The organism is Enterobacter sp. DTU_2021_1002640_1_SI_PRY_ASU_LCPMC_013, from assembly GCF_032389435.1.
GTDB classification, from domain to species: Bacteria; Pseudomonadota; Gammaproteobacteria; order Enterobacterales; family Enterobacteriaceae; genus Enterobacter; species Enterobacter hormaechei_C.
On sequence record NZ_CP135594.1, the window covers coordinates 2356598 to 2377035 of the forward strand.

A 20438-nucleotide genomic window follows, 5' to 3' on the forward strand; every position below is an offset into this window, starting at 1 on the left:
GGTGAAAATTGCCTCAATGTTCTGAACAATATTCACGTAAATTATGGATGAAAAAATCTTAAAGGCATATAACGGCGTGGAGGTTACCTTGTTTTCCACGTAATTAATAATTTTTATTTTGTATTGATTATAATAATTCATTCATGGCATCAATCGTTATTTCTACCGCATCATTTAGTTTAGATTTTACTTAACCCGTAACAATTATATTTTATTCATCCGCCGTCAGAGTGATTTAGCATGGGACAGCTTTCCAGCCCGGAAAGTTCACGAAGTAATAAAAAAATAACTGCAAAGGAATAATCAAAATGCAAAGAAAAGTACTGGCACTGATGATCCCCGCTTTGTTAATGGCTGGCGCCGCTCACGCAGCTGAAATTTATAATAAAGACGGCAATAAACTGGATCTGTATGGCAAAGTAGATGGTCTGCATTATTTCTCTGACGACGCGTCTAAAGATGGCGATCAAACCTATATGCGACTGGGCTTCAAAGGTGAAACCCAAATCAACGACATGATGACCGGCTTCGCACAATGGGAATACAACATTCAGGCAAACAACACCGAAGGTTCTGACAATCAGTCCTGGACGCGTCTGGCCTTCGCGGGTGTGAAGGTGGGCGATTACGGCTCCTTCGATTACGGCCGTAACTATGGCGTCCTGTACGACGTTGAAGGCTGGACCGATATGCTGCCAGAATTTGGTGGCGACTCTTATACTTATGCCGATAACTTTATGACCGGTCGTGCAAACGGCGTGGCGACCTACCGTAACACCGACTTCTTTGGTCTGGTGCAGGGTCTGAACTTCGCGGTGCAGTATCAGGGTAATAATGAAGATGCCAACAACAATCAGGAAGGCACTAACAACGGCCGCGATGTACGTCATGAGAATGGCGACGGTTATGGTCTCTCCGCGACTTATGATTTTGGCATGGGCTTCAGCGCGGGCGCGGCATATGCGTCATCTGACCGTACCAACGATCAGGAAATGCATACCACTGCGGGTGGTGATAAAGCTGATGCATGGACTGCTGGTCTGAAATACGATGCAAACAACATCTATCTGGCGGCGATGTATTCCGAAACACGTAATATGACGCCATACGGTGATGCTCATGACGAAAACACCGTGGCAAACAAAACCCAGAACTTTGAAGTCACCGCACAATATCAGTTCGATTTCGGTCTGCGTCCGGCTATTTCCTATTTACAGTCCAAAGGTAAAGACCTGGGCAATGGCCAGGACGATAAAGATCTGGTGAAATACGCTGACGTCGGTGCTACCTACTATTTCAACAAAAACATGTCCACCTATGTTGATTATAAAATCAACCTGCTGGATGAAGATGATTCGTTCTACAAAAACAATGGCATCGGTACGGATGACATCGTAGCGTTAGGTCTGGTTTACCAGTTCTAATCCCGTTAGCCCGCAGCAATCTGCGGGCTTATTTTATCGCTGTTTCGCCTGTTCTTTGCGGAAAGAGAGATAGCCAAATACCCCGCTGTCGCCATCCATAGGGTGATTTACTCCATCCATTACCACCACTTCCGGGAAGTCGAATGGCGTGACATTTTCCAGACAGGCGACATTCACACCATATTCATTGGGATTGGAACGTCGTTGATGGAACGTGTAAATACCGCAAATCGAACAGAAGAAATGGCGCGCCGTGCCGGTGTTGAAACGGTACTCTGTGAGCGTGTCCGCGCCCTGCGTCACCTTAATGCCCGTCAAAGGCGCTGAAACCACTACCGCCCCACGCATCCTGCAAAACGAGCAGCTACATCGACGAGCGGTATTCAGGCCGTCCGACAGTTCAACCGTAAATTTCACCGCCCCACAATGACACTGTGCATGACGAATGTCAGCCATCGTTATACTCCTTTTCTCACTAACTCAGCCGCTTTTAAAAAGACCTCATCTTCGACACCATCCCCCTTCTGCCTGCCGAGCCTTACCAGCTCAGCGACAATACTTTCACGGTTGATGATCTTCTGGGATGAGACCAGCCCGATAACGGCGGCACCAATCGCCAGCCCAACTAATCCTGTCTGCTCGTCTTTATTTTTCATAGAAGCGCTCCCTTGTCCCCCTCAAAAGCGTAGCAGGAGAACTGTAAAACGCGCTGGTACGCGGGAATGAGATCCGTGCTGTATCTCAGCTGTTCGCCAGGCAAAACAGGAGGGGTGCTGAGCGGTTATCAGACAACGTTGATGAGAACAACATGAATAGCGGTGCGCGTAGAGAGGCCGAATGGGTGTTAAAACCGCCTTCGAAAAGGCGGCAGGTCATTACTCTGGATCTTTATCGCCTGATTCAGGCGCTGAGCCAGGATCATCTTTCGGTTTTTTTCCATCCTTGTCCGGGTTATCCGGGCTGGGATTATAATCAGGATGGTCACCATTAACGGGACGGTCAGTCATTTTCACCTCCGTTTTTACTGCGTAAGCTGTAAGTGTAGACAACCCTTCAGTCTTAACCAAACTTCTCCTGTGGAGCTCATTTGTAAATCGTGCTGGCATTCGGCGCTGCAATCCGTACCATACACGACACACTTTCGCATGCTGGTTTTTACCGGTAGCCGCAAACCCGTCTTTTATCGCTAACCAGATGGGGCACGTACATGCGCAGATGGTGTATGAAATCTATGCTACATGGATAGAAGAGATGAACACGAAGCTGACGCTTTGAAATCGTTTTCCTCACCCTGTGCCCCATTTGAGATCTGAGTAACGAATAGATGCAACAAAATCAAGAAATTAACAAGAAAGAACAGTACAACCTGAATAAACTGCAAAAGCGACTGCGCCGTAACGTGGGCGAAGCCATTGCAGACTTCAACATGATTGAAGAAGGCGATCGCATCATGGTCTGCCTGTCGGGCGGTAAAGACAGCTACACCATGCTGGAGATCCTGCGCAATCTACAGCAAAGCGCACCGGTGAACTTTTCCCTGGTCGCGGTTAACCTCGATCAGAAACAGCCGGGCTTCCCGGAGCATATCCTGCCGGAGTACCTTGAGAACCTGGGCGTTGAGTACAAAATCGTAGAAGAGAATACCTACGGCATTGTTAAAGAGAAGATCCCAGAGGGCAAAACGACCTGCTCGCTCTGCTCACGTTTGCGTCGCGGCATTCTGTACCGCACCGCAACCGAACTGGGCGCCACCAAGATTGCGCTTGGTCATCACCGGGACGACATTCTGCAAACGCTGTTTCTGAATATGTTCTATGGCGGCAAAATGAAGGGAATGCCACCGAAGCTGATGAGCGACGATGGCAAACACATCGTGATCCGCCCACTCGCCTACTGCCGCGAGAAAGACATTGAGCGTTTCTCTCAGGCCAAAGCCTTCCCTATCATTCCGTGCAATCTATGCGGCTCACAGCCGAACCTGCAACGTCAGGTCATTGGCGACATGCTGCGTGACTGGGATAAACGCTATCCGGGCCGCATCGAAACCATGTTCAGCGCCATGCAGAACGTGGTGCCTTCGCACCTCGCCGACGTTGAACTGTTCGATTTCAAAGGGATTAACCACGGTTCAGAGGTGGTGAATGGCGGGGATCTGGCGTTTGACCGCGAAGAGATCCCGATGCAGCCTGCTGGCTGGCAGCCAGAGGAAGAGGATGCGCAATTCGATGAACTGCGCCTGAACGTGGTAGAAGTCAAGTAACCTGGCAGCGTCTCAGATATCATTTCTGAGACGCGTTTTAAGCTTATTTCAGCAGTCGAACGCGGCAGGTCTTCCCTTTAATCTTCCCGCCCTGCAACTGTTTCCAGGCCTTATGCGCAACCGACTGGCGAACCGCTACGTAGACATGCGCAGGATGGACCGTGATCTTGCCAATATCTGCCCCGTCGAGACCGATATCCCCAGTTAACGCCCCCAGAACGTCACCGGGACGCATTTTGGCCTTTTTACCGCCGTCGATGCACAGGGTGGCCATTTCCGCCGCCAGCGGAGCGATGCTGATATTACCCGGGGTATTCACCCAGTTGAGTTTCAGTTGCAACATTTCCGCAAGAATATTTGCGCGCTGCGCCTCTTCAGGTGCGCAGAAGCTGATGGCGAGACCACTGTTACCTGCGCGCGCGGTACGCCCGATGCGGTGGACATGCACTTCCGAATCCCATGCCAGTTCGAAATTCACCACCAGCTCAAGCGATTTAATATCCAGGCCACGGGCCGCCACATCCGTTGCAACCAGCACGCGTGCGCTGCCGTTAGCGAAACGCACCAGCGTCTGATCGCGATCGCGCTGTTCCAGATCGCCATGCAGCGATAATGCGCTCTGTCCGGCATCATTCAGGGCATCGCACACCGCCTGACAATCTTTTTTGGTATTACAGAACACCACGCAGGACGCTGGCTGGTGTTGGCTCAGCAATTTTTGTAGCAGTGGAATTTTGCCCTGCTGCGATGTCTCGAAGAATTGCTGCTCAATCGCCGGTAACGCATCGACAGTATCGATTTCAATGGTCAGCGGGTTCTTCTGCACGCGCCCGCTGATCGCCGCAATCGCCTCGGGCCAGGTGGCAGAAAAGAGCAGCGTCTGGCGTGTGGCTGGGGCAAAGCGGATCACTTCGTCAATCGCATCGCTGAAGCCCATATCCAGCATGCGGTCAGCTTCATCCATCACCAGCGTTTGCAGTGCATCGAGTGAAACAGTGCCTTTTTGCAGGTGATCGAGCAGACGGCCCGGCGTTGCCACAATGATATGCGGCGCGTGCTGAAGGGAATCGCGCTGCGCACCGAACGGTTGCCCGCCGCAGAGCGTTAAAATTTTAGTGTTAGGCAAAAAACGCGCCAGACGACGCAGCTCACCCGCGACCTGATCGGCCAGCTCGCGCGTCGGGCAGAGTATCAGGGACTGGGTCTGAAACAGGGTTGCATCAATGTGTTGTAACAGGCCTAGCCCAAATGCAGCCGTTTTTCCACTGCCGGTTTTCGCCTGCACGCGCACGTCACGGCCTTCAAGGATAGCCGGCAGCGCGGCGGCCTGGACAGGGGTCATAGTGAGGTAGCCCAACTCATTCAGGTTAGTCAGTTGGGCTTCAGGCAGAACGTTCAGCGTGGAAAAAGCGGTCACAATATACTCTCGTGGTAATGATTGCAGTCAGATGGCGCGTATCCTCGCAGATCTGCGCTAACGATGCGACAATTTAATCGGTTCTTCATCCGGCGGCGGATCCGGCATCGGCTGCGGACGTGGGACAGGATCGGGTATCGGCGTAGGATCGGTGGGCACCGGATCGGACTGCCAGGTGTTAAGGCGTTGCAGGGCAAGTAGCATACTCATCTTTTCCTCCAGATTAGGGTGCTTACTCCTAAAGGGTAGACGCAGATAAACAGGAGGCAAAAAAAAGCCGACTATGAAGTCGGCGTCGTACGAATCAATTGTGCTATGCAGTAATTCAAAAAAAGGAAGTAAGACAATATGGAGCGCAACGCCCATCGCTTGACGTTGCATTCACCTGCGGGAGTAATATTGCACCTAACATGGTCGGAGTTTATTGACTTCGCTCAATTAAAATGTCGTTTTGAAGCCGACTCTGCCTCAGAAAAGCGTAAATTTACAGCCATTTACTACGATGCAACCACCATGCAACACCCCCAATCAAAACCACTAACATGACGCAAAACGTGGTGAAGCCATAGTGATATTCACCGCCGGGGATCCCTCCGAGGTTTACGCCAAACAACCCCGTCAGGAAGGTACTCGGTAAAAAGACCATCGCCATCAGCGACATGGTGTACGTTCTCCTGGCTAACGACTCCTGCATCACCTGGGCTATCTCATCCGCCATGACTGCCGTTCTGGCAATACATGAGTCAATCTCGTCCAGTCCACGTCCGAGCCGGTCAGCGATATCCTGCATTCTGCGGCGTTGATCGTCGTTCATCCAGCTCATGCGTTCGCTGGCCAGCCGCGCATAAACGTCGCGCTGAGGGGTCATATAGCGGCGCATCACGATGAGCTGCTTACGCAGCAGCGCCAGAAAACCACGTGGGGGGATTTGCTGATCGAGCAGGTTATCTTCCAGATCGATGATTTTATCGTGAAGTTCTTCAATAAACTCGCTGGCATGATCGGTCAGCGCATCACACACATCCACCAGCCAGCTGCCGCAATCCGTAGGCCCCGTGCCCTCTTTCAGATCGTTAATGACGTCATCCAGCGCCAGCACTTTTCTCTGGCGGGTGGAAACAATCAGCCGTTCATCCATATAAACACGCATTGCCACCAGCTGATCCGGACGCTCATCCGTACTGCCGTTTATACAACGCAGCGTAATTAACGTCCCCTCACCCATGCGGCTGACGCGGGGTCTGAGACTTTCTCCCGCCAGCGCATCCCGAACGTTGTTGGGCAGTAGCGGCGTCGACGCGAGCCACTCGGCGCTGTCCGGGTGCGTGTAGTTGAGGTGCAGCCAGCATGGATGTTCGCTGTCGATGTGATCCTGATCTTCAAGCGGCCTTGCGCCGCCTTGTCCATCAAACACCCATGCAAAAACTGCGTCAGGTACGTTAACCTCAGACCCTTTAATGCTCTCCACAGCGCCTCCACCGTTTTATCTCTTTCGGTGTCAGTCTAGCTTTCGCCGAGGGTTAAGCAATAATTATGTGAGGCATCGTCCTGAATACGTTCAGGAATTCACCGCCCATTCGCGGCTTCTTAATGCATTATCAGTCTGGAACTCATTTTCCAGACGGAAATTACGTGTTCGTGTCTGGAGCTCAATCACCTGTTTGCGCAGCACATCTGACGATCCATTGAGTTCCTCAACCATCGACACGTTGCTCTGCGTTACGCGTTCAAGCTCTGACAATGCCTGCGTAATTTGTGAAATACCTTTTTCCTGTTCTGATGTTGAGGCGGATATTTCATCCATCAGTCTGCTCACATTGCCCGAACCGGTAACAATGTCATGCATGTTTTTTTCGGCTTCAGAGACCACGTTAACGCCCTGCGTCACGTTATAGCTGGTAACCTCAATCAGTGACTTAATATTTTTTGCCGCTTCGGCGCTACGATGCGCCAGGCTTCTCACCTCACCCGCGACCACAGAAAACCCTTTACCATGGTCGCCCGCTCTTGCCGCTTCAACGGCGGCGTTAAGCGCCAGAATATTGGTCTGAAAAGCGATTCCGTCAATCAGCGAGATAATCTCTGTCATTTGCTGGGCGCAGTCGGTAATCGACTGCATATTGTTCGCGACCTGCCCCATTAATTCTCCGCCTTTACGCGCCTGCAACGTCGCGATATTCGCCTGCTCGCTGGCTAAACGGGTATTGTCAGCATTATTTTTTGTACTTGCAGCCATCTCTTCCATGCTGGCTGCCGTTTGCACCAGCGAAGCTGACTGCTGTTCTGTTTTGACGGAAAGCTGCGCGCTGCGTGAAGAGAGTTGATCTGAAAGGGTCATCGCGGTTTGCGATGAGGCGCGGATCTCACGGACCAGCGTTGCAATGTTGCTGGAGAGACTATTAATCCCCGGGATCAGTCGTCCCGCACAGTTGTTGCCAAATTCAGGTATCGACACGCCAAGTTTGCCTGACGTCACTTCTTCAATACTTTTTTTCACAGTATTGATCGGCGTCACAAGATATTTTGTCATGTACGCCCAGAGTAAAAATAAGGCGATGAATTGTACAATTACGACTGCAATAAAAAGCGAAGAATTCCGTGAAAATAGCGCTATAACTCCATCACTTACCAAAAATACACATAAAAGGAAATACACAATGAACGTTCTGACACTAATATTTCTTAGCATACGTTTTCCTGGGACATTATATTTTGGTTGGCATTAAGGGTTATAGCATTGCCATAGAAATTTGTCCTCACGTTCGTCGCTGGTTTGTTGTTTTGCAGTTTGATTTCCGCAGTTTTACTTAAGGCGGACAAAAAGCATGTTTTACGGTAAATATCTGGCTTGTCGTTTGGTTGCTGATACCCCTTCAATAACGGTAATTATATATTTAAGGAGGGGTACTGTAGGACGCCGTTGTTTAGTGGTGCTTAATAAGTTAACGTAGTTAATACGCGTCCCTCCCGTTAGGGTGGCTTACGTTCAGGCCAGACAGTCGATAGTCTGGAAAAAACAGTCCTCTGTCATGAGGATATTCTCTTTTGCACTTTGATGCCCGCGACGAATATACCAGCCTGTTTCAGGCGCCATGCTTAAATGGAATATCTTCGCCCCCGATAGACTATCGGGGACATTAATACTCATCGTCACACACCCCTTCTCCGGCCCCCTGATCACCTGTTCTGGCATAATGGTGACGCTGCGATCCCCATTTTGCAAAATGATCGTCGTAATGGCATAACGACATATACCGCTACTGAGGCTGTAGCCAACCGTACTTAAATCGGTGATATGTTTTTTAGATAAAAATATTTCAATACCAGAACCTTCAAACCATGTAATGATTTGCTGCGCAAGGTCTTCCATCCGCTCACAAAAAGCCCTGACTTCGGCCTCAGCCGTATTAACATAGATCGGTTTGTCCCCGATACTCCGCTGCACTTTCTTAAAAAAACGCTCTCTTGCTGACATGTCAACTCCGTGTTTTTCGCCAGTCTCATTATTCTTTTTGGTGCTTCAGCAGGGCATAGCTGGCATTCAACTGCTGAAGATGCTGTTCGGTCTGGTTTAGCTGCGCTGCTGACACGGGTTGCCCGGCAGGTAAAATGGAAAGCAGACGAAGCTGCTCCTCAAGCGGAACGGTATGGCGAATAAATGACTACGCGTTTTTCGATAAACGGGAGAAAGAATCTCTCTGAAGATATTCATCATGACAATATGTGATGGGCTGATATGAAGGGGATATTCGGTAATAACCAGGCTGTAAAACTATCAACCCTTAGAGCGGGCGCTTATGCGGTTAATGGATGTTTACCATAATCACGTAGCGCCCTGACCTCTTTTTTAATGCTTTTCAATATACATTGTACGGCTGTACGCAACATCCTCTGGGTTATTTATCGGATAACCTTTAACCCAGGGCTTGATGAGACGGCCATTGGTGTACTGATAAATAGGGGCAATCGGTGCTTTCTCGGTGAGGATCTTCTCGGCCATGTTGTAGTCGGCATTACGCGCTTTTTCAGTGGTTTCGAGCGTCGCCTGATGAATAATCTTATCGTAAGCAGGATCGTTGAATCGTGAGATATTCCCGCTGTGGGAGGAGGTCAGCAACGACAGGAATGTCGACGGCTCGTTGTAGTCCCCTACCCACGATGCACGGATGACGTCAAAATTCCCGGTATTGCGGCTGTCGATGTAGGTTTTCCACTCCTGATTCTGCAACTTAACATCAACACCCAAATTTTTCTTCCACATGGATGCAACGGCAATCGCGATTTTCTGGTGGTTTTCAGACGTGTTGTACAGCAGCGTTAATTTAAGCGGGCGCTGTGGGCCATAGCCTGCCGCCTGCAACAACGTTTTCGCCTGCGCATTCAGCTCCTGTTGCGACATCTGCTCAAATGGCGAGGTTTCCGGCGTAAAACCCGCAGTGACATCGGGAGTAAAATGCCAGGCCGGTTTCTCACCGGTCCCCAGGACTTTTTCCGCCATAATACGTCTGTCGATGGTCATGCTGAGCGCGAGACGTACGCGGGCATCCGCGGTTGGTCCTTTTTGCGTGTTAAACGCGTAGTAGTAGGTCCCAAGCTGTGGCGGTGTATATACCTGTCCCGGAATATCTTTAAGCAGCTTCTGGTACATGTTTTTCGGAAACGATTCTGTAATATCGATATCGCCCGCCAGATAGCGTTTGGTCGCTGAGGACTCCTGGTTGATCGGCACAAAGGTGACTTTTTTAAGCACCGTCCTGGCGTTATCCCAGTAATGAGAATTCGGCTCAACCACCAGTTTTTCATTCACCACGCGATCTTTCAGCACATACGCACCGTTGCCAATGAGCGCGCCAGGGCGGGTCCATTCCTTACCGCTCTCCACATTGGCCTTTTGAACAGGATAAAACGCGAAATTAGCCGTCAGATTACTGAACCAGGGTAGCGGTTTGTCCAGCTGCACGCGCAGCGTTTTAGCATCGACCGCCGTCACGCCGAGCGTATCCGGAGCAGCTTTGCCATCGATGATGGACTGGGCATTGTTAATGCCCGCCAGCGCCGCAAACCAGGCGAAAGGTGACGTTGTTTTAGGATCAACCAGACGACGCCAGCTATAGACAAAATCTTGTGCCGTCACCGGGGTTCCGTCAGACCACTTAGCGTTATCCCGCAACGTGAACGTCCAGACGCGGTTGTCATTGCTCTGCCAGCGCGTCGCCACGCCGGGAACTAACTCCCCTTTTTCGTTCTGATTTACCAGCCCTTCATAGAGGTCGCGGATCACCTGTATCTCGGGCAACCCCACCGCTTTTGCCGGATCGAGCGAAGCGGGCTCATCTTTAATATGTCGAACCAGCTCCTGCTTTTGCGCCAGAACCGTTCCTTCGGGAACCTCCGCGGCATATGAAAGTGAAGAAAGCCCGCACAGCCACAGCGCAGTACAAAGAAGCGAAACAGGATGCTTCATACGATCCCCTTAATGATGTCAGGTAACAGGCAGATGCGTAATTATTTGTTTCGAAACGGAGAAATGCAAATGCTTCCTCCGGAAAGTTGATGTCAGGCAATTTTCCACACACACGGAAACTATTTGATTAAGCGCGGCTTTTGCACAACACTGCCAGAAGTGACTTTATCATCAGGGTTTACTATGGCAACTACCCGACCAAGAACGGAACGCGGCGCCTTCCCGCCCGGGACTGAACATTATGGACGCTCGTTTTTAGGCGCGCCGCTGATCTGGTTTCCGGCACCCGAGGCCGATCGCAATAGCGGCTTAATCATTGCGGGCACGCATGGCGATGAAAACTCGTCTGTCGTGACGCTCTCGTGCGCGCTACGTACGCTGGCCCCCGATTTACGACGTCATCATGTGATTTTGACCGTCAACCCGGACGGTTGTCAGCTTGGATTACGGGCGAATGCACGCGGCGTTGACCTGAACAGGAACTTCCCGGCGGCAAACTGGCGCGCCGGTGAAACGGTGTATCGCTGGAACAGTTCAGCGCAGGAGCGAGATGTGGTCCTGCTCACGGGAGACAAACCCGGTTCCGAACCGGAGACTCAGGCGCTGTGCCAGCTTATTCATAAGATCCATCCGGCCTGGGTTGTCTCTTTCCACGATCCCCTCGCCTGTATTGAAGATCCTCGTCATACGGCGCTCGGGCAGTGGCTGGCGGATGCGTTTGCTCTACCTATGGTGAGCAGCGTTGGCTATGAAACACCCGGGTCGTTTGGCAGCTGGTGCGCGGACCTTAGCCTTCACTGTATCACCGCAGAGTTTCCGCCCATCTCCTCGGATGAAGCGAGCGAAAAATACCTGCGGGCGATGACAGATCTCCTGCGCTGGCAGCCTCAAAGATGAAGTACGCCGGAGGTAAAATTCAGGGCGGGTGATACGTCAACCGCCAGCCAGGTTGGGCCGTCAAGATCGGCAAAACGCACGCTGTTCACCAGCGGGAGTGCAGCGCCGATCGCTCTGGACGTGCACAACATACAGCCCAGCATCAGAGTAAAGCCTTGCGCCTGTGCATCTTGTGCCAGTGCCAGGGCCTCGGTTAACCCACCTGTTTTATCCAGCTTAATGTTCACCATTTCGTAGCGTCCCTCGAGAGCTGACAGGCTCTCACGGGTATGACAGCTTTCATCTGCACAGACGGGAAGCGGATGAATAAAATTCGCCAGCGCGGCATCGTCTTCTGCCGGGAGGGGTTGCTCCAGCATGGCAACGCCCAGATCGGCAAGCAGCTGACAACGGGCTGCCAGCCCTTCGCTGTGCCATGATTCGTTCGCATCGACGATAAGAGTGGCATCAGGCACCGCCGCACGAATGGCGACCATGCGTTCGCTAATCAGACGATCGTCGAGCTTCACCTTTAATAATGTTGCACCGGTGGCATACAACGCCTGAGCGCTGGCGGCCATTTGCTCTGGTTCACCGATGACCACCGTTTGCGCGGTGACGATCGATTGCGGCAGCGTAACGTCCAGCAGCGCAGGCAGCGGTTTTTGTTGTTTCGCCGCTTCCAGACTCCAGAGTGCGCAGTCAATCGCGTTGCGTGCCGCGCCGGCCGGCAACCGAAGCTGAAGATCCTCACGCGTCAGGCCCGCCTGCAACTCGGGCACTACCGTCATAATTTGCGCCATGACTGACGCCAGGCTTTCTCCGTAGCGAGGATAAGGGGTACATTCCCCGACGCCTTTTACGCCGTCCTCTTCACATTCAACCACGACCACACAGGCCTCATTACGGCTGCCACGCGAGATCACAAACGGGGTGTGCAATGGCCAGGCTTCTTCATAGACCTTAACGCTTCTCATCACTGACTCCTTGCAGGCCGGAAAGGCAGAAAATTGGTTTGCCGTGCTAACTGCGGATGACATACACTAGCCACGACGTTAACTATTTGTAAACAGGAAGATATCTATGTCACAACTCGTTCATTTCCAGGGCAACCCGGTTGCTGTTGCAGGTTCCATCCCACAGTCTGGCAGCAAAGCACAGCCTTTTACTCTGGTGGCTAAAGATCTGTCTGACGTCACGCTGAGCCAGTTTGCCGGCAAACGTAAAGTCCTGAACATTTTCCCAAGCATCGATACTGGCGTTTGTGCTGCATCAGTGCGTAAATTCAACCAGCTGGCGACCGAAATGGACAACACCGTAGTGCTGTGCATTTCTGCTGACCTGCCGTTTGCCCAGTCCCGGTTCTGCGGCGCTGAAGGCCTGAGCAACGTCATCACCCTTTCCACTCTGCGCAGCCCGGATTTCCTGGAAAAATACGGTGTTGCCATTTCCGAAGGCGCGCTGAAAGGTCTGGCTGCTCGTGCGGTGCTGGTGATCGACGAAAACGACAACGTTGTTTTCAGTGAGCTGGTCAACGAAATCACTACCGAACCGGATTACACCGCTGCACTTGAGGCGCTTAAAGCCTAAACGTAAAAAAGCCTCTGCAAAGAGGCTTTTTTATTTATTCGTCACCCTTCTTCTGATTTAACCCATACTCGCGCAGCTTATTCGCAATCGCGGTATGTGACACTCCAAGACGTTTAGCCAGCTTGCGCGTGCTCGGATAGCTGCGATAAAGCTGCGTTAATACCGAACGCTCGAAACGGCTGGTGATGTCATCCAGCGAGCCTTCCATTGCCTCTTCGCCTACCGAGACCGTCCCGGCATCGTAATCCGGCAACAGAATATCCTGAGGACGCAGTTCATACCCTTCAAGCTGAGTTAATGCGCGATAGACCGCATTTTTAAGCTGACGAATATTGCCCGGCCAGCCGTAACGCGTCAGCACGGTGCCCAGGTCGGCAGAGAGCTTCGGACGCGGCACGCCCTGCTCGTCGGCAAAACGGGCCACGAACAGTTCCGTCAACGGCATGATGTCCTGCGGGCAATCGCGCAGCGGCGGAATATTGAGCGTCAGAACGTTGAGACGATAGTAGAGATCTTCGCGGAATACCCCTTTCTGCACCAGCTCCACCAGGTTTTTCTGGGTGGCGCAGATGACGCGCACATCCACGTGCACTTCATGATCTTCCCCCACGCGGCGGAACGTGCCGTCATTGAGAAAACGCAGCAGTTTCGCCTGCATGCGTGGCGACATTTCGCCAATCTCGTCCAGCAGCACCGAGCCGCCGTTCGCCTGTTCAAAGAAGCCTTTTTTGCCTTCCGGCGCATGCCCGAACAGTTCACTTTCCACCGCATCTTCAGGAATAGAGGCGCAGTTCAGCGCCAGATACGGTTTTGCCGCACGCGGGCTGGCCATGTGCACAGCATGCGCCAGCAGATCTTTCCCCGTACCGGTATCCCCGGTAATCAGCAGCGGTGCCGTAAGATTTGCCAGCTTGCGCGCCTGGTCGATTACATGACGCATCTTCGGGCTCACCGCAATAATCTGGCTGAATGCGCCGACGTCCTGGCTGGAAAGATTCTGTAACTGGCGTCCCATGCGCACCGTGGAGCGCAGCATGATCACCGCGCCGGTGAGCACCCGCGCGGCATTTTCCCCTTTCAGGTAGACCGGCGTGATCTCCATCAGGAAATTCTGTCCGTTGATGACGACATGCTCGCTATGGGTATTTTGCGGGTTGCTGTCCAGCCAGCGCTGGAAATTAAACCCGGTGATCAGTTGCGTGGCGTGGTGCCCAATAAGTTTTTCCTGAGTCTGCGCAAACAGCTGGCAGCTGGCCTGGTTAACGCGCTCGACTTTATTTTTCAGATCGAGAGAGAGAAACGGCTCCGGCATTGCTTCCAGCAGCGCGCTCAGCGCAAGATGTTCCCGCTCGGACGGCATCCAGGGGATGGTGCGTACATCCGTAACGCCAGCGATACGGCGGATTTCCGCCATCAGGCTACTGAAGGTATTAAATTCAATTTCGGCAAAATTGAGGTAAATTCGCCCGACAGGGTCGATCTCTATGCCACGTAAATCAATGCTACGTAAAACAAGAAGATCGAGTAACTCGCGGGTCAGACCGAGACGGTCCTCACAAAAGACTTCCAGACGCATGGGAAATTCACCGTTTAAGCCAATAACAGTAAAATGATATGTCAGATCACGGTATTCGGGAAGGTGGCTGTCAACAAATATTGACAGCCCGCACGATTAGTAAACAAAACCTCACTGAGCAGGTTTTTTATTGAGCGTCTCTTTAAGCTGGCCAATCAATTCGCGACGGAAATCCCCCAGCCGCGGCTTATCGCCATCGATCCAGGGGAGTGGACGACAAACCTCCATCGCTTTGATGCCCAGGCGTGCCGTCAGCAGACCGGCACCAATCCCCTGCGCCGCCCGGGCAGAGAGACGCGCCGCAAGATCCTGTGACATCCAGTCCATCCCGACCTCCCGCACCAGTTCGCTTGCCCCGGCGAAGGCGATATTCAGCAATACCAGTTTGAACAGGCGCAGCCGGCTGTAATAGCCAAGCTCAATGCCATACAGTCTGGCGATGCGGTTGATCAGGCGCAGGTTGCGCCAGGCGATAAAGGCCATGTCCACCATCGCCAGCGGACTGACGGCGATCATCAGGGTAGATTCCGCCGCCGATCGGCTGATCTCACGACGAGCCTGCGCATCCAGTACCGGCTGAACAATGTGGGCATAGAGCGTGACCACTTCCTGGTCATTCTGGGTTTCGTGGATCGCCGCATACCAGCGCTGAAGCGCCGGATGAGAGTGATCTATCCCGGCCTGGGCCGCAAGTTTTTCACAAAAAGCACGCCCTTTTCCTGTGCCGTGACTGTGCAGCAGATCCCGCGCTTCATCGCGTTCGTGGGCACGCTGACGCAAACGCCAGAGGCGACGCCACTCGGTGACGACTGAGCCAACGCCCGCACCAACAATCAACGCCCCGGCGGCGCATCCCCCCAGCGCCACCCAGTCCTGCGTTTGCCAGGCATTGACGCCCCACTGCACGCCCTGGCCGATTACGCTCACACCAAAAAGGGCTAACCCGGCGGTCACCATCTTGCGCCACAGGCTGCGTTTCGGGCGCAGTGCCGCATCAACCACCGCTTCCGCCTGCCCCTCTTCAGCCAACGGCTCGTCTGCCAGCACGGGAGCAAAGTTGTCGGCCTGCGGGCCACTGAAGGTTTGCGCCGTTTTAAACGCCTCGTGCGGGGACTGCTCAAGCTGGCCGGTAAAATCAATGCGTGGTTTTAACGGTTCCGTCATCGCAATTTATCTCCAATTAAAAACTCCAGCGCGGCATCCAGACGGATATGCGGCAATGGCTGGTCAACGTTCATGCTCTGCGGACGGAAGGCTTCGAACTGAAAACCCTGGCTTTGCCAGAAAGCCTGGCCCGGCAGACGCGCCGGGACTTCCCCCGGATAGACCGTGAGCGGCTCACCGTCGCTGAGACGGTTGCCCCGCAAGGCCGGAATTTTCTCGCCATTCAGATCAATCAACCCACTCTGCGTAGCCTGTACGGACGCCAGCCCCAGACAGTCCATGCTGATCCCTTCGAAGGCCGCATTCTGCCAGGCATCCTGCACCAGCTGTTGCAGTAGGGATACCATGTTGGCGTGCTGATCGACCGTCACATGGTCAGCTTTTGTGGCGGCAAACAGCAGCTTGTCGATGACCGGCGAGAACAAACGGCGAAACAGCGTACGCTGGCCATAATGAAAGCTTTGCATCAGCTGCGTAAGTGCCAGCCGCATATCATTGAACGCCTGCGGCCCGCTGTTAAGCGGTTGCAGGCAGTCCACCAGCACGATCTGGCGGTCAAAGCGTAAAAAGTGATTTTTATAAAAGCCCTTAACCACCTTTTCACAGTAATAATTGTATCGCTCTCGGAGCATACCGGCGTTGGTGGTCTTGTCCGCCTGCGCCAGTTTCGATTCACCGATGCTGTCAACGTCCGGCCACGGGAAAAACTGTAGTGCGGGAGCACCGGATAAATCACCCGGCAGAACAAAGCGGCCCGGCTGAATAAAATGCAACCCCTCCTGCTTGCACTGATGCAGGTAATCCGTCCAGGCTTCGGCTATGACGGCCAGACGGTTTTCATCCGCCGGTGCCAGCGGATCCAGCCCTTCGCAAAGCTGGCGCCATTTGGTCGACCACTCTGCCCGCTGCCCCTGCAACAGACCGGTCATCTGTCGGGACCAGCTCAGGTAATCCTGCGCCAGCATCGGTAAATCGAGCAGCCATTCTCCCGGGTAATCCACAATTTCGAGATAGAGCGTGGACGTTTCTTTGAAGTGACGCATCAGGGATTCATTCGAGCGGAAACGAAGCGCAAGACGGATTTCGCTCACGCCACGCGTCGGGGTGGGCCAGGCGGGAGGCTCCCCGTATAACTGCGCCAGACCTTCATCATAGGTGAAACGGGGTATGCCAAAATCACGTTGCGGTACGCGTTTCACCCCAAGCAACCGCTCCTCGCGCACTGCGCTAAGCAGTGGCAGGCGCGCCCCTGCATGCAGGTTCAACAGCTGATTGACCATCGCCGTAATGAATGCTGTCTTACCGCTGCGGCTCAGCCCCGTCACGGCAAGACGCAGATGGCGATCAACGCCACGGTTCACCAGAGAATTGAATTCGTTTTTAAGTCGCTTCATCGCCGTCCTTCATTGCCTGGAACCCTGAAAAAAGTCACTTCAGAATACAGTAAATTGGGGCAGATCGTTGATTATCAATTCTTAATTATTGCTATTGCCGTTTTCTCTCCAGTAAGATGGGCGCAATTGCTGTCCGTCTGGAGTGAGTAAGGTGTATGTCACCCACCATCTATGATATTGCCCGCGTTGCTGGCGTTTCGAAATCAACCGTGTCGCGCGTTCTGAATAAACAAACGAATATTTCTCCTGAAGCGCGCGAAAAGGTGTTGAAGGCGATAGAAGAATTAAATTATCAACCGAATAAACTTGCCCGCGCACTCACCTCTTCTGGCTTCGATGCCATTATGGTTATTTCGACCCGTTCAACCAAAACCACCGCAGGCAATCCTTTTTTCTCTGATGTACTGCATGCCATTACGGCAAAAGCAGAAGAAGAGGGTTTTGATGTTATTTTACAAACGTCCAAAAGCAGCGAAGATGATCTGCAAAAATGCGTAGGTAAAATAAAGCAGAAGATGATCAAGGGGATCATCATGCTAAGCTCGCCGGCGAACGAGTCTTTTTTCGCGACGCTGGACGAATACGGCGTGCCCGTGGTCGTTATTGGTAAAGTGGAAGGCAATTACCAGAATATCTATTCTGTCGACACGGATAATTTCCGCGACAGCGCCATATTAACCGACTCATTTATCACACATGGTCGCACTAAAATTGCCTGCCTGCATGCCCCGCTCGATTATCACGTTTCTATCGATCGCCTGGCGGGCTATAAATCGAGCCTTAAGAAGCAGGGTATTGCAATTAATCCGGACTGGGTTATTGATGGCGGATATACCCATGAAAGCGCGCTTCAGGCGGCCTGTCAGCTACTCTCTTCAGACAACCCCCCCGATGCGGTTTTTGCGACGGACAGCATGAAATTGCTGAGTCTTTATCGTGCCGCGGATGAGCTAAACCTGACGATCCCGGAACAGGTCGCAATGGCAGGATACAGCGACCCAATGCTATCTCTCATTTTAACCCCTGCGCCTGGCGGCTTTGATATCCCCACCAGAAAGCTGGGCGAAGAGAGCTGCGATGTGTTGTTCAGGTGCATTGCGGGTAAACCGGCCCCGCATAAGATATTGGTTGAAACGCATTTTTCAGATGCAGCTTCATTACGCTAAAAACCAGGGGCAAACGCCCCTGGTGAAGTGTTATCAAAACGCGTAATTCACGCCGATACCAGCATAGTGGAAACGGTCACTTTCCCCTTCGTCATGGTTTTCCCATTCGTAGGCATATTCCAGCGTCATGGATAAACCATTGTTAAAATCATAGGCGTACAGCATACCCAAACGGTTGAAATCATGTCCTTCACGCTCAGGATCGTCTTGCCAGTCCCAGTTTGACCAGCGATCGAGTCCCAGACGGGTATAAGGCGTTAACGTCGTCTGACCCAATGAAATCGGCAGATAGGCGCGAATTTCCTGAGTGGAGAATTCACCGTTATTACGTGAACCGTCCATATTAAAACCGCGCTCTAAATAGTAATTAACTTTTGCCGAGACCGTTTCGTTAATTGTCCAGGTAAAACCGGTTTCGGTCTCGACGCGGCTGTCAGAATAGCCGGTTTTTTCCAGATCGTTGGCAAACTGATACATGGCAAACCAGCCGCCAAAACGCCAGTCGTCGGTTAGTTTAATATCCCAGTCAGGCTGAACTTTATAGCGCTGCATATTAGCACTACCGTCTTTAGCACCATGCTCATCCTTAAAGTGATAGCCATAATTACGGAAGCCACCGGTCAGGCCGAACGTAAAATCATCGGTGCCGATAAAACGATAGCGTAATTCTACTTCAGGACGATCGAAATAGGTGCCGCGCGTCATGCTACTGTAATCGACCGGCCCTTCCTGATACATAGCCAGCGAAATGGTCCATGCATCCCATGTGGCATTAAACCACACGGAGGGTTCATATAATCCATCTTTATCGTCGGCCTGACCTTCGACGTTTTCAATTTCATACATGGCGCCAATATTAAATTCCCACTGTTTGGCTGATTCAGTTGCTTGCGCGCAGCTCACCCCTGCGCACAGAACGAGCGCAGCACTTCTTAGTAGAGTACTCATTAAAATATTCCTTTATAATTAACACACAAAAAACCGGAAACTTTCATTTCCGGCGAACACCTTTCTTATCTAATAGCTGTTTCAGTATCAGCATCGAAGAAATGGCACTTATTCATATCGAACTGGATGCCGATATTCTCTCCGGCAACGTAATCATCCGCCGCTCCCGCACGGACAACCAGTTCATGCCCACCCACGGTGGCATAAAGCATAAATTCAGCCCCGGTCAGCTCAGCAACGCTGATCTTCGCCGTGATGTTTTCACCAGTTCGCTGCGGGGTAAGAATATCTTCCGGACGGATCCCAAAGACGACCGCTTTACGCTGGTAACCTTGCGCATTAAGCACGGCCAGCTTGTCCTCCGGGATCTCCAGATGCAGCGTTTCGGTCACAAAGTAGCGGTCGTCGATCGCGCCACGAATGAAGTTCATCGCCGGTGAGCCAATAAACCCTGCAACGAACATATTCGCCGGCTCGTTGTAGACCTGCTTCGGCGCGCCCACCTGCTGAATGATGCCGTCTTTTAAAATCACGATGCGGGTTGCCATTGTCATGGCTTCCGTCTGATCGTGCGTCACGTAAATCATGGTGGTATTAAGCTTCTGGTGCAGCTTGCTGATTTCAGCGCGCATCTGCACACGAAGTTTGGCATCGAGGTTGGATAAAGGCTCATCCATCAGGAAGACCCCCGCTTCGCGCACTATCGCCCTGCCTAACGCCACGCGCTGGCGCTGACCGCCGGACAACGCGCCAGGTTTACGCTGGAGATAGTCGCGCAAGCCCAGGATCTGTGCCGCCCAGGTAACGCGTTCTTCAATGACGGAGGGCGCAATTTTTTGCATTTTCAGGCCAAACGCCATGTTGTCGTAGACCGTCATATGCGGATAGAGCGCATAGTTCTGGAAGACCATCGCGATATCACGGGACTTGGCGGGAACATCATTCATGCAAACCCCGTCAATAATCAGTTCACCCGCGCTGATCTCCTCAAGGCCGGCAATCATTCGCAGCGTCGTGGATTTCCCACAGCCCGATGGACCGACGAAGACAATAAATTCTTTGTCTTCAATTTCGAGGTTGAAATCCTTCACCACGTGGACTTGGTTATCATAGATTTTCTGAATGTGTTTCAGAGACAGTTGAGCCATTATTAATTCCT

Annotated in this window: 21 protein-coding genes and 1 pseudogene; 6 read left to right on the plus strand and 16 right to left on the minus strand. The window is 52.3% G+C overall.

The features are described 5' to 3' along the window. The first annotated feature begins 308 nt into the window (after positions 1 to 308). Positions 309 to 1424: a porin OmpC gene (gene ompC, locus RS584_RS11200; RefSeq protein WP_315749841.1), complete on the plus strand. Its 1116-nt coding sequence runs from the start codon at positions 309 to 311 to the stop codon at positions 1422 to 1424. A gap of 33 nt (positions 1425 to 1457) precedes the next feature. Here the strand turns inward: ompC and RS584_RS11205 are convergent, their stop codons facing one another. From RS584_RS11205 to RS584_RS11215, 3 genes are all read right to left on the minus strand, one after another. After that, positions 1458 to 1880: a GFA family protein gene (locus RS584_RS11205; protein WP_032669728.1), complete on the minus strand. Its 423-nt coding sequence runs from the start codon at positions 1878 to 1880 to the stop codon at positions 1458 to 1460. Positions 1881 to 1882: 2 nt separating this feature from the next. Then, positions 1883 to 2080: a hypothetical protein gene (locus tag RS584_RS11210; RefSeq protein WP_000790642.1), complete on the minus strand. Its 198-nt coding sequence runs from the start codon at positions 2078 to 2080 to the stop codon at positions 1883 to 1885. Between the two features lie 219 nt (positions 2081 to 2299). Further along, entirely contained in the window at positions 2300 to 2431 is a 132-nt protein-coding gene (locus RS584_RS11215) for a hypothetical protein (protein WP_017693355.1), read from the minus strand. A 70-nt stretch (positions 2432 to 2501) separates the two neighbouring features. Here RS584_RS11215 and RS584_RS11220 point away from each other — a divergent pair. Together RS584_RS11220 and ttcA are read left to right on the plus strand one after the other, a co-directional pair. After that, positions 2502 to 2699 (plus strand): annotated as a pseudogene (locus RS584_RS11220) (tyrosine-type recombinase/integrase); the annotation flags it as partial. 49 nt (positions 2700 to 2748) lie between these two features. Then, entirely contained in the window at positions 2749 to 3684 is a 936-nt protein-coding gene (ttcA, locus tag RS584_RS11225; RefSeq protein WP_001186974.1) for a tRNA 2-thiocytidine(32) synthetase TtcA, read from the plus strand. Between the two features lie 43 nt (positions 3685 to 3727). Here the strand turns inward: ttcA and dbpA are convergent, their stop codons facing one another. The 7 genes from dbpA to RS584_RS11260 all read right to left on the minus strand — a co-directional run bounded on the left by dbpA (position 3728) and on the right by RS584_RS11260 (position 10565). After that, positions 3728 to 5101: an ATP-dependent RNA helicase DbpA gene (dbpA, locus tag RS584_RS11230; protein WP_315749843.1), complete on the minus strand. Its 1374-nt coding sequence runs from the start codon at positions 5099 to 5101 to the stop codon at positions 3728 to 3730. Between the two features lie 57 nt (positions 5102 to 5158). Further along, positions 5159 to 5305: a hypothetical protein gene (locus tag RS584_RS11235; RefSeq protein ID WP_275427718.1), complete on the minus strand. Its 147-nt coding sequence runs from the start codon at positions 5303 to 5305 to the stop codon at positions 5159 to 5161. A gap of 280 nt (positions 5306 to 5585) precedes the next feature. Continuing rightward, a complete protein-coding gene (gene zntB / locus RS584_RS11240) occupies positions 5586 to 6569 on the minus strand; it encodes a zinc transporter ZntB (protein ID WP_017382256.1) in 984 nt (327 codons plus the stop codon). Positions 6570 to 6659: 90 nt separating this feature from the next. Beyond that, positions 6660 to 7790 carry a methyl-accepting chemotaxis protein gene (locus tag RS584_RS11245; RefSeq protein WP_315749845.1) on the minus strand — a complete coding sequence of 377 codons (1131 nt, stop codon included), beginning with the start codon at positions 7788 to 7790 and terminating at the stop codon, positions 6660 to 6662. 297 nt (positions 7791 to 8087) lie between these two features. Then, positions 8088 to 8576: a hypothetical protein gene (locus tag RS584_RS11250; RefSeq protein ID WP_315749847.1), complete on the minus strand. Its 489-nt coding sequence runs from the start codon at positions 8574 to 8576 to the stop codon at positions 8088 to 8090. Between the two features lie 28 nt (positions 8577 to 8604). Next, complete coding sequence (locus RS584_RS23390) at positions 8605 to 8691, minus strand: hypothetical protein (RefSeq protein ID WP_410493174.1); 87 nt, start codon at positions 8689 to 8691, stop codon at positions 8605 to 8607. A gap of 257 nt (positions 8692 to 8948) precedes the next feature. Beyond that, the gene (locus RS584_RS11260) at positions 8949 to 10565 is read right to left on the minus strand and encodes an ABC transporter substrate-binding protein (RefSeq protein WP_045343273.1); all 1617 of its coding nucleotides are present in this window, start codon (positions 10563 to 10565) and stop codon (positions 8949 to 8951) included. Positions 10566 to 10748: 183 nt separating this feature from the next. Between RS584_RS11260 and mpaA the strand changes: the two genes are divergently transcribed. Then, positions 10749 to 11462 carry a murein tripeptide amidase MpaA gene (mpaA, locus tag RS584_RS11265; protein WP_126495496.1) on the plus strand — a complete coding sequence of 238 codons (714 nt, stop codon included), beginning with the start codon at positions 10749 to 10751 and terminating at the stop codon, positions 11460 to 11462. Here mpaA and ycjG read toward each other — a convergent pair. Then, a complete protein-coding gene (gene ycjG, locus RS584_RS11270; RefSeq protein WP_193042483.1) occupies positions 11453 to 12418 on the minus strand; it encodes an L-Ala-D/L-Glu epimerase in 966 nt (321 codons plus the stop codon). The genes mpaA and ycjG overlap by 10 nt on opposite strands. Positions 12419 to 12524: 106 nt before the next feature. Between ycjG and tpx the strand changes: the two genes are divergently transcribed. Beyond that, the gene (tpx, locus tag RS584_RS11275) at positions 12525 to 13031 is read left to right on the plus strand and encodes a thiol peroxidase (RefSeq protein ID WP_003856889.1); all 507 of its coding nucleotides are present in this window, start codon (positions 12525 to 12527) and stop codon (positions 13029 to 13031) included. A 34-nt stretch (positions 13032 to 13065) separates the two neighbouring features. Here the strand turns inward: tpx and tyrR are convergent, their stop codons facing one another. The 3 genes from tyrR to RS584_RS11290 all read right to left on the minus strand — a co-directional run bounded on the left by tyrR (position 13066) and on the right by RS584_RS11290 (position 17165). Next, on the minus strand, positions 13066 to 14607 hold the full coding sequence (gene tyrR / locus RS584_RS11280; RefSeq protein ID WP_003856887.1) for a transcriptional regulator TyrR: 1542 nt from the start codon (positions 14605 to 14607) through the stop codon (positions 13066 to 13068). Positions 14608 to 14718: 111 nt separating this feature from the next. Continuing rightward, complete coding sequence (locus RS584_RS11285) at positions 14719 to 15771, minus strand: YcjF family protein (RefSeq protein WP_023296694.1); 1053 nt, start codon at positions 15769 to 15771, stop codon at positions 14719 to 14721. Next, positions 15768 to 17165: a YcjX family protein gene (locus RS584_RS11290; protein WP_315749854.1), complete on the minus strand. Its 1398-nt coding sequence runs from the start codon at positions 17163 to 17165 to the stop codon at positions 15768 to 15770. The genes RS584_RS11285 and RS584_RS11290 overlap by 4 nt, the downstream gene beginning before the upstream one ends. A 155-nt stretch (positions 17166 to 17320) precedes the next feature. Here RS584_RS11290 and RS584_RS11295 point away from each other — a divergent pair, with 155 nt between their 5' ends. Then, positions 17321 to 18331 carry a LacI family DNA-binding transcriptional regulator gene (locus RS584_RS11295; RefSeq protein WP_193042485.1) on the plus strand — a complete coding sequence of 337 codons (1011 nt, stop codon included), beginning with the start codon at positions 17321 to 17323 and terminating at the stop codon, positions 18329 to 18331. A 33-nt stretch (positions 18332 to 18364) separates the two neighbouring features. Here RS584_RS11295 and RS584_RS11300 read toward each other — a convergent pair whose 3' ends face one another. Both RS584_RS11300 and RS584_RS11305 read right to left on the minus strand, forming a co-directional pair. Then, complete coding sequence (locus RS584_RS11300; protein WP_023303821.1) at positions 18365 to 19279, minus strand: OmpG family monomeric porin; 915 nt, start codon at positions 19277 to 19279, stop codon at positions 18365 to 18367. 65 nt (positions 19280 to 19344) lie between these two features. Further along, on the minus strand, positions 19345 to 20427 hold the full coding sequence (locus RS584_RS11305) for an ABC transporter ATP-binding protein (protein WP_017383091.1): 1083 nt from the start codon (positions 20425 to 20427) through the stop codon (positions 19345 to 19347). Positions 20428 to 20438 lie beyond the last annotated feature (11 nt).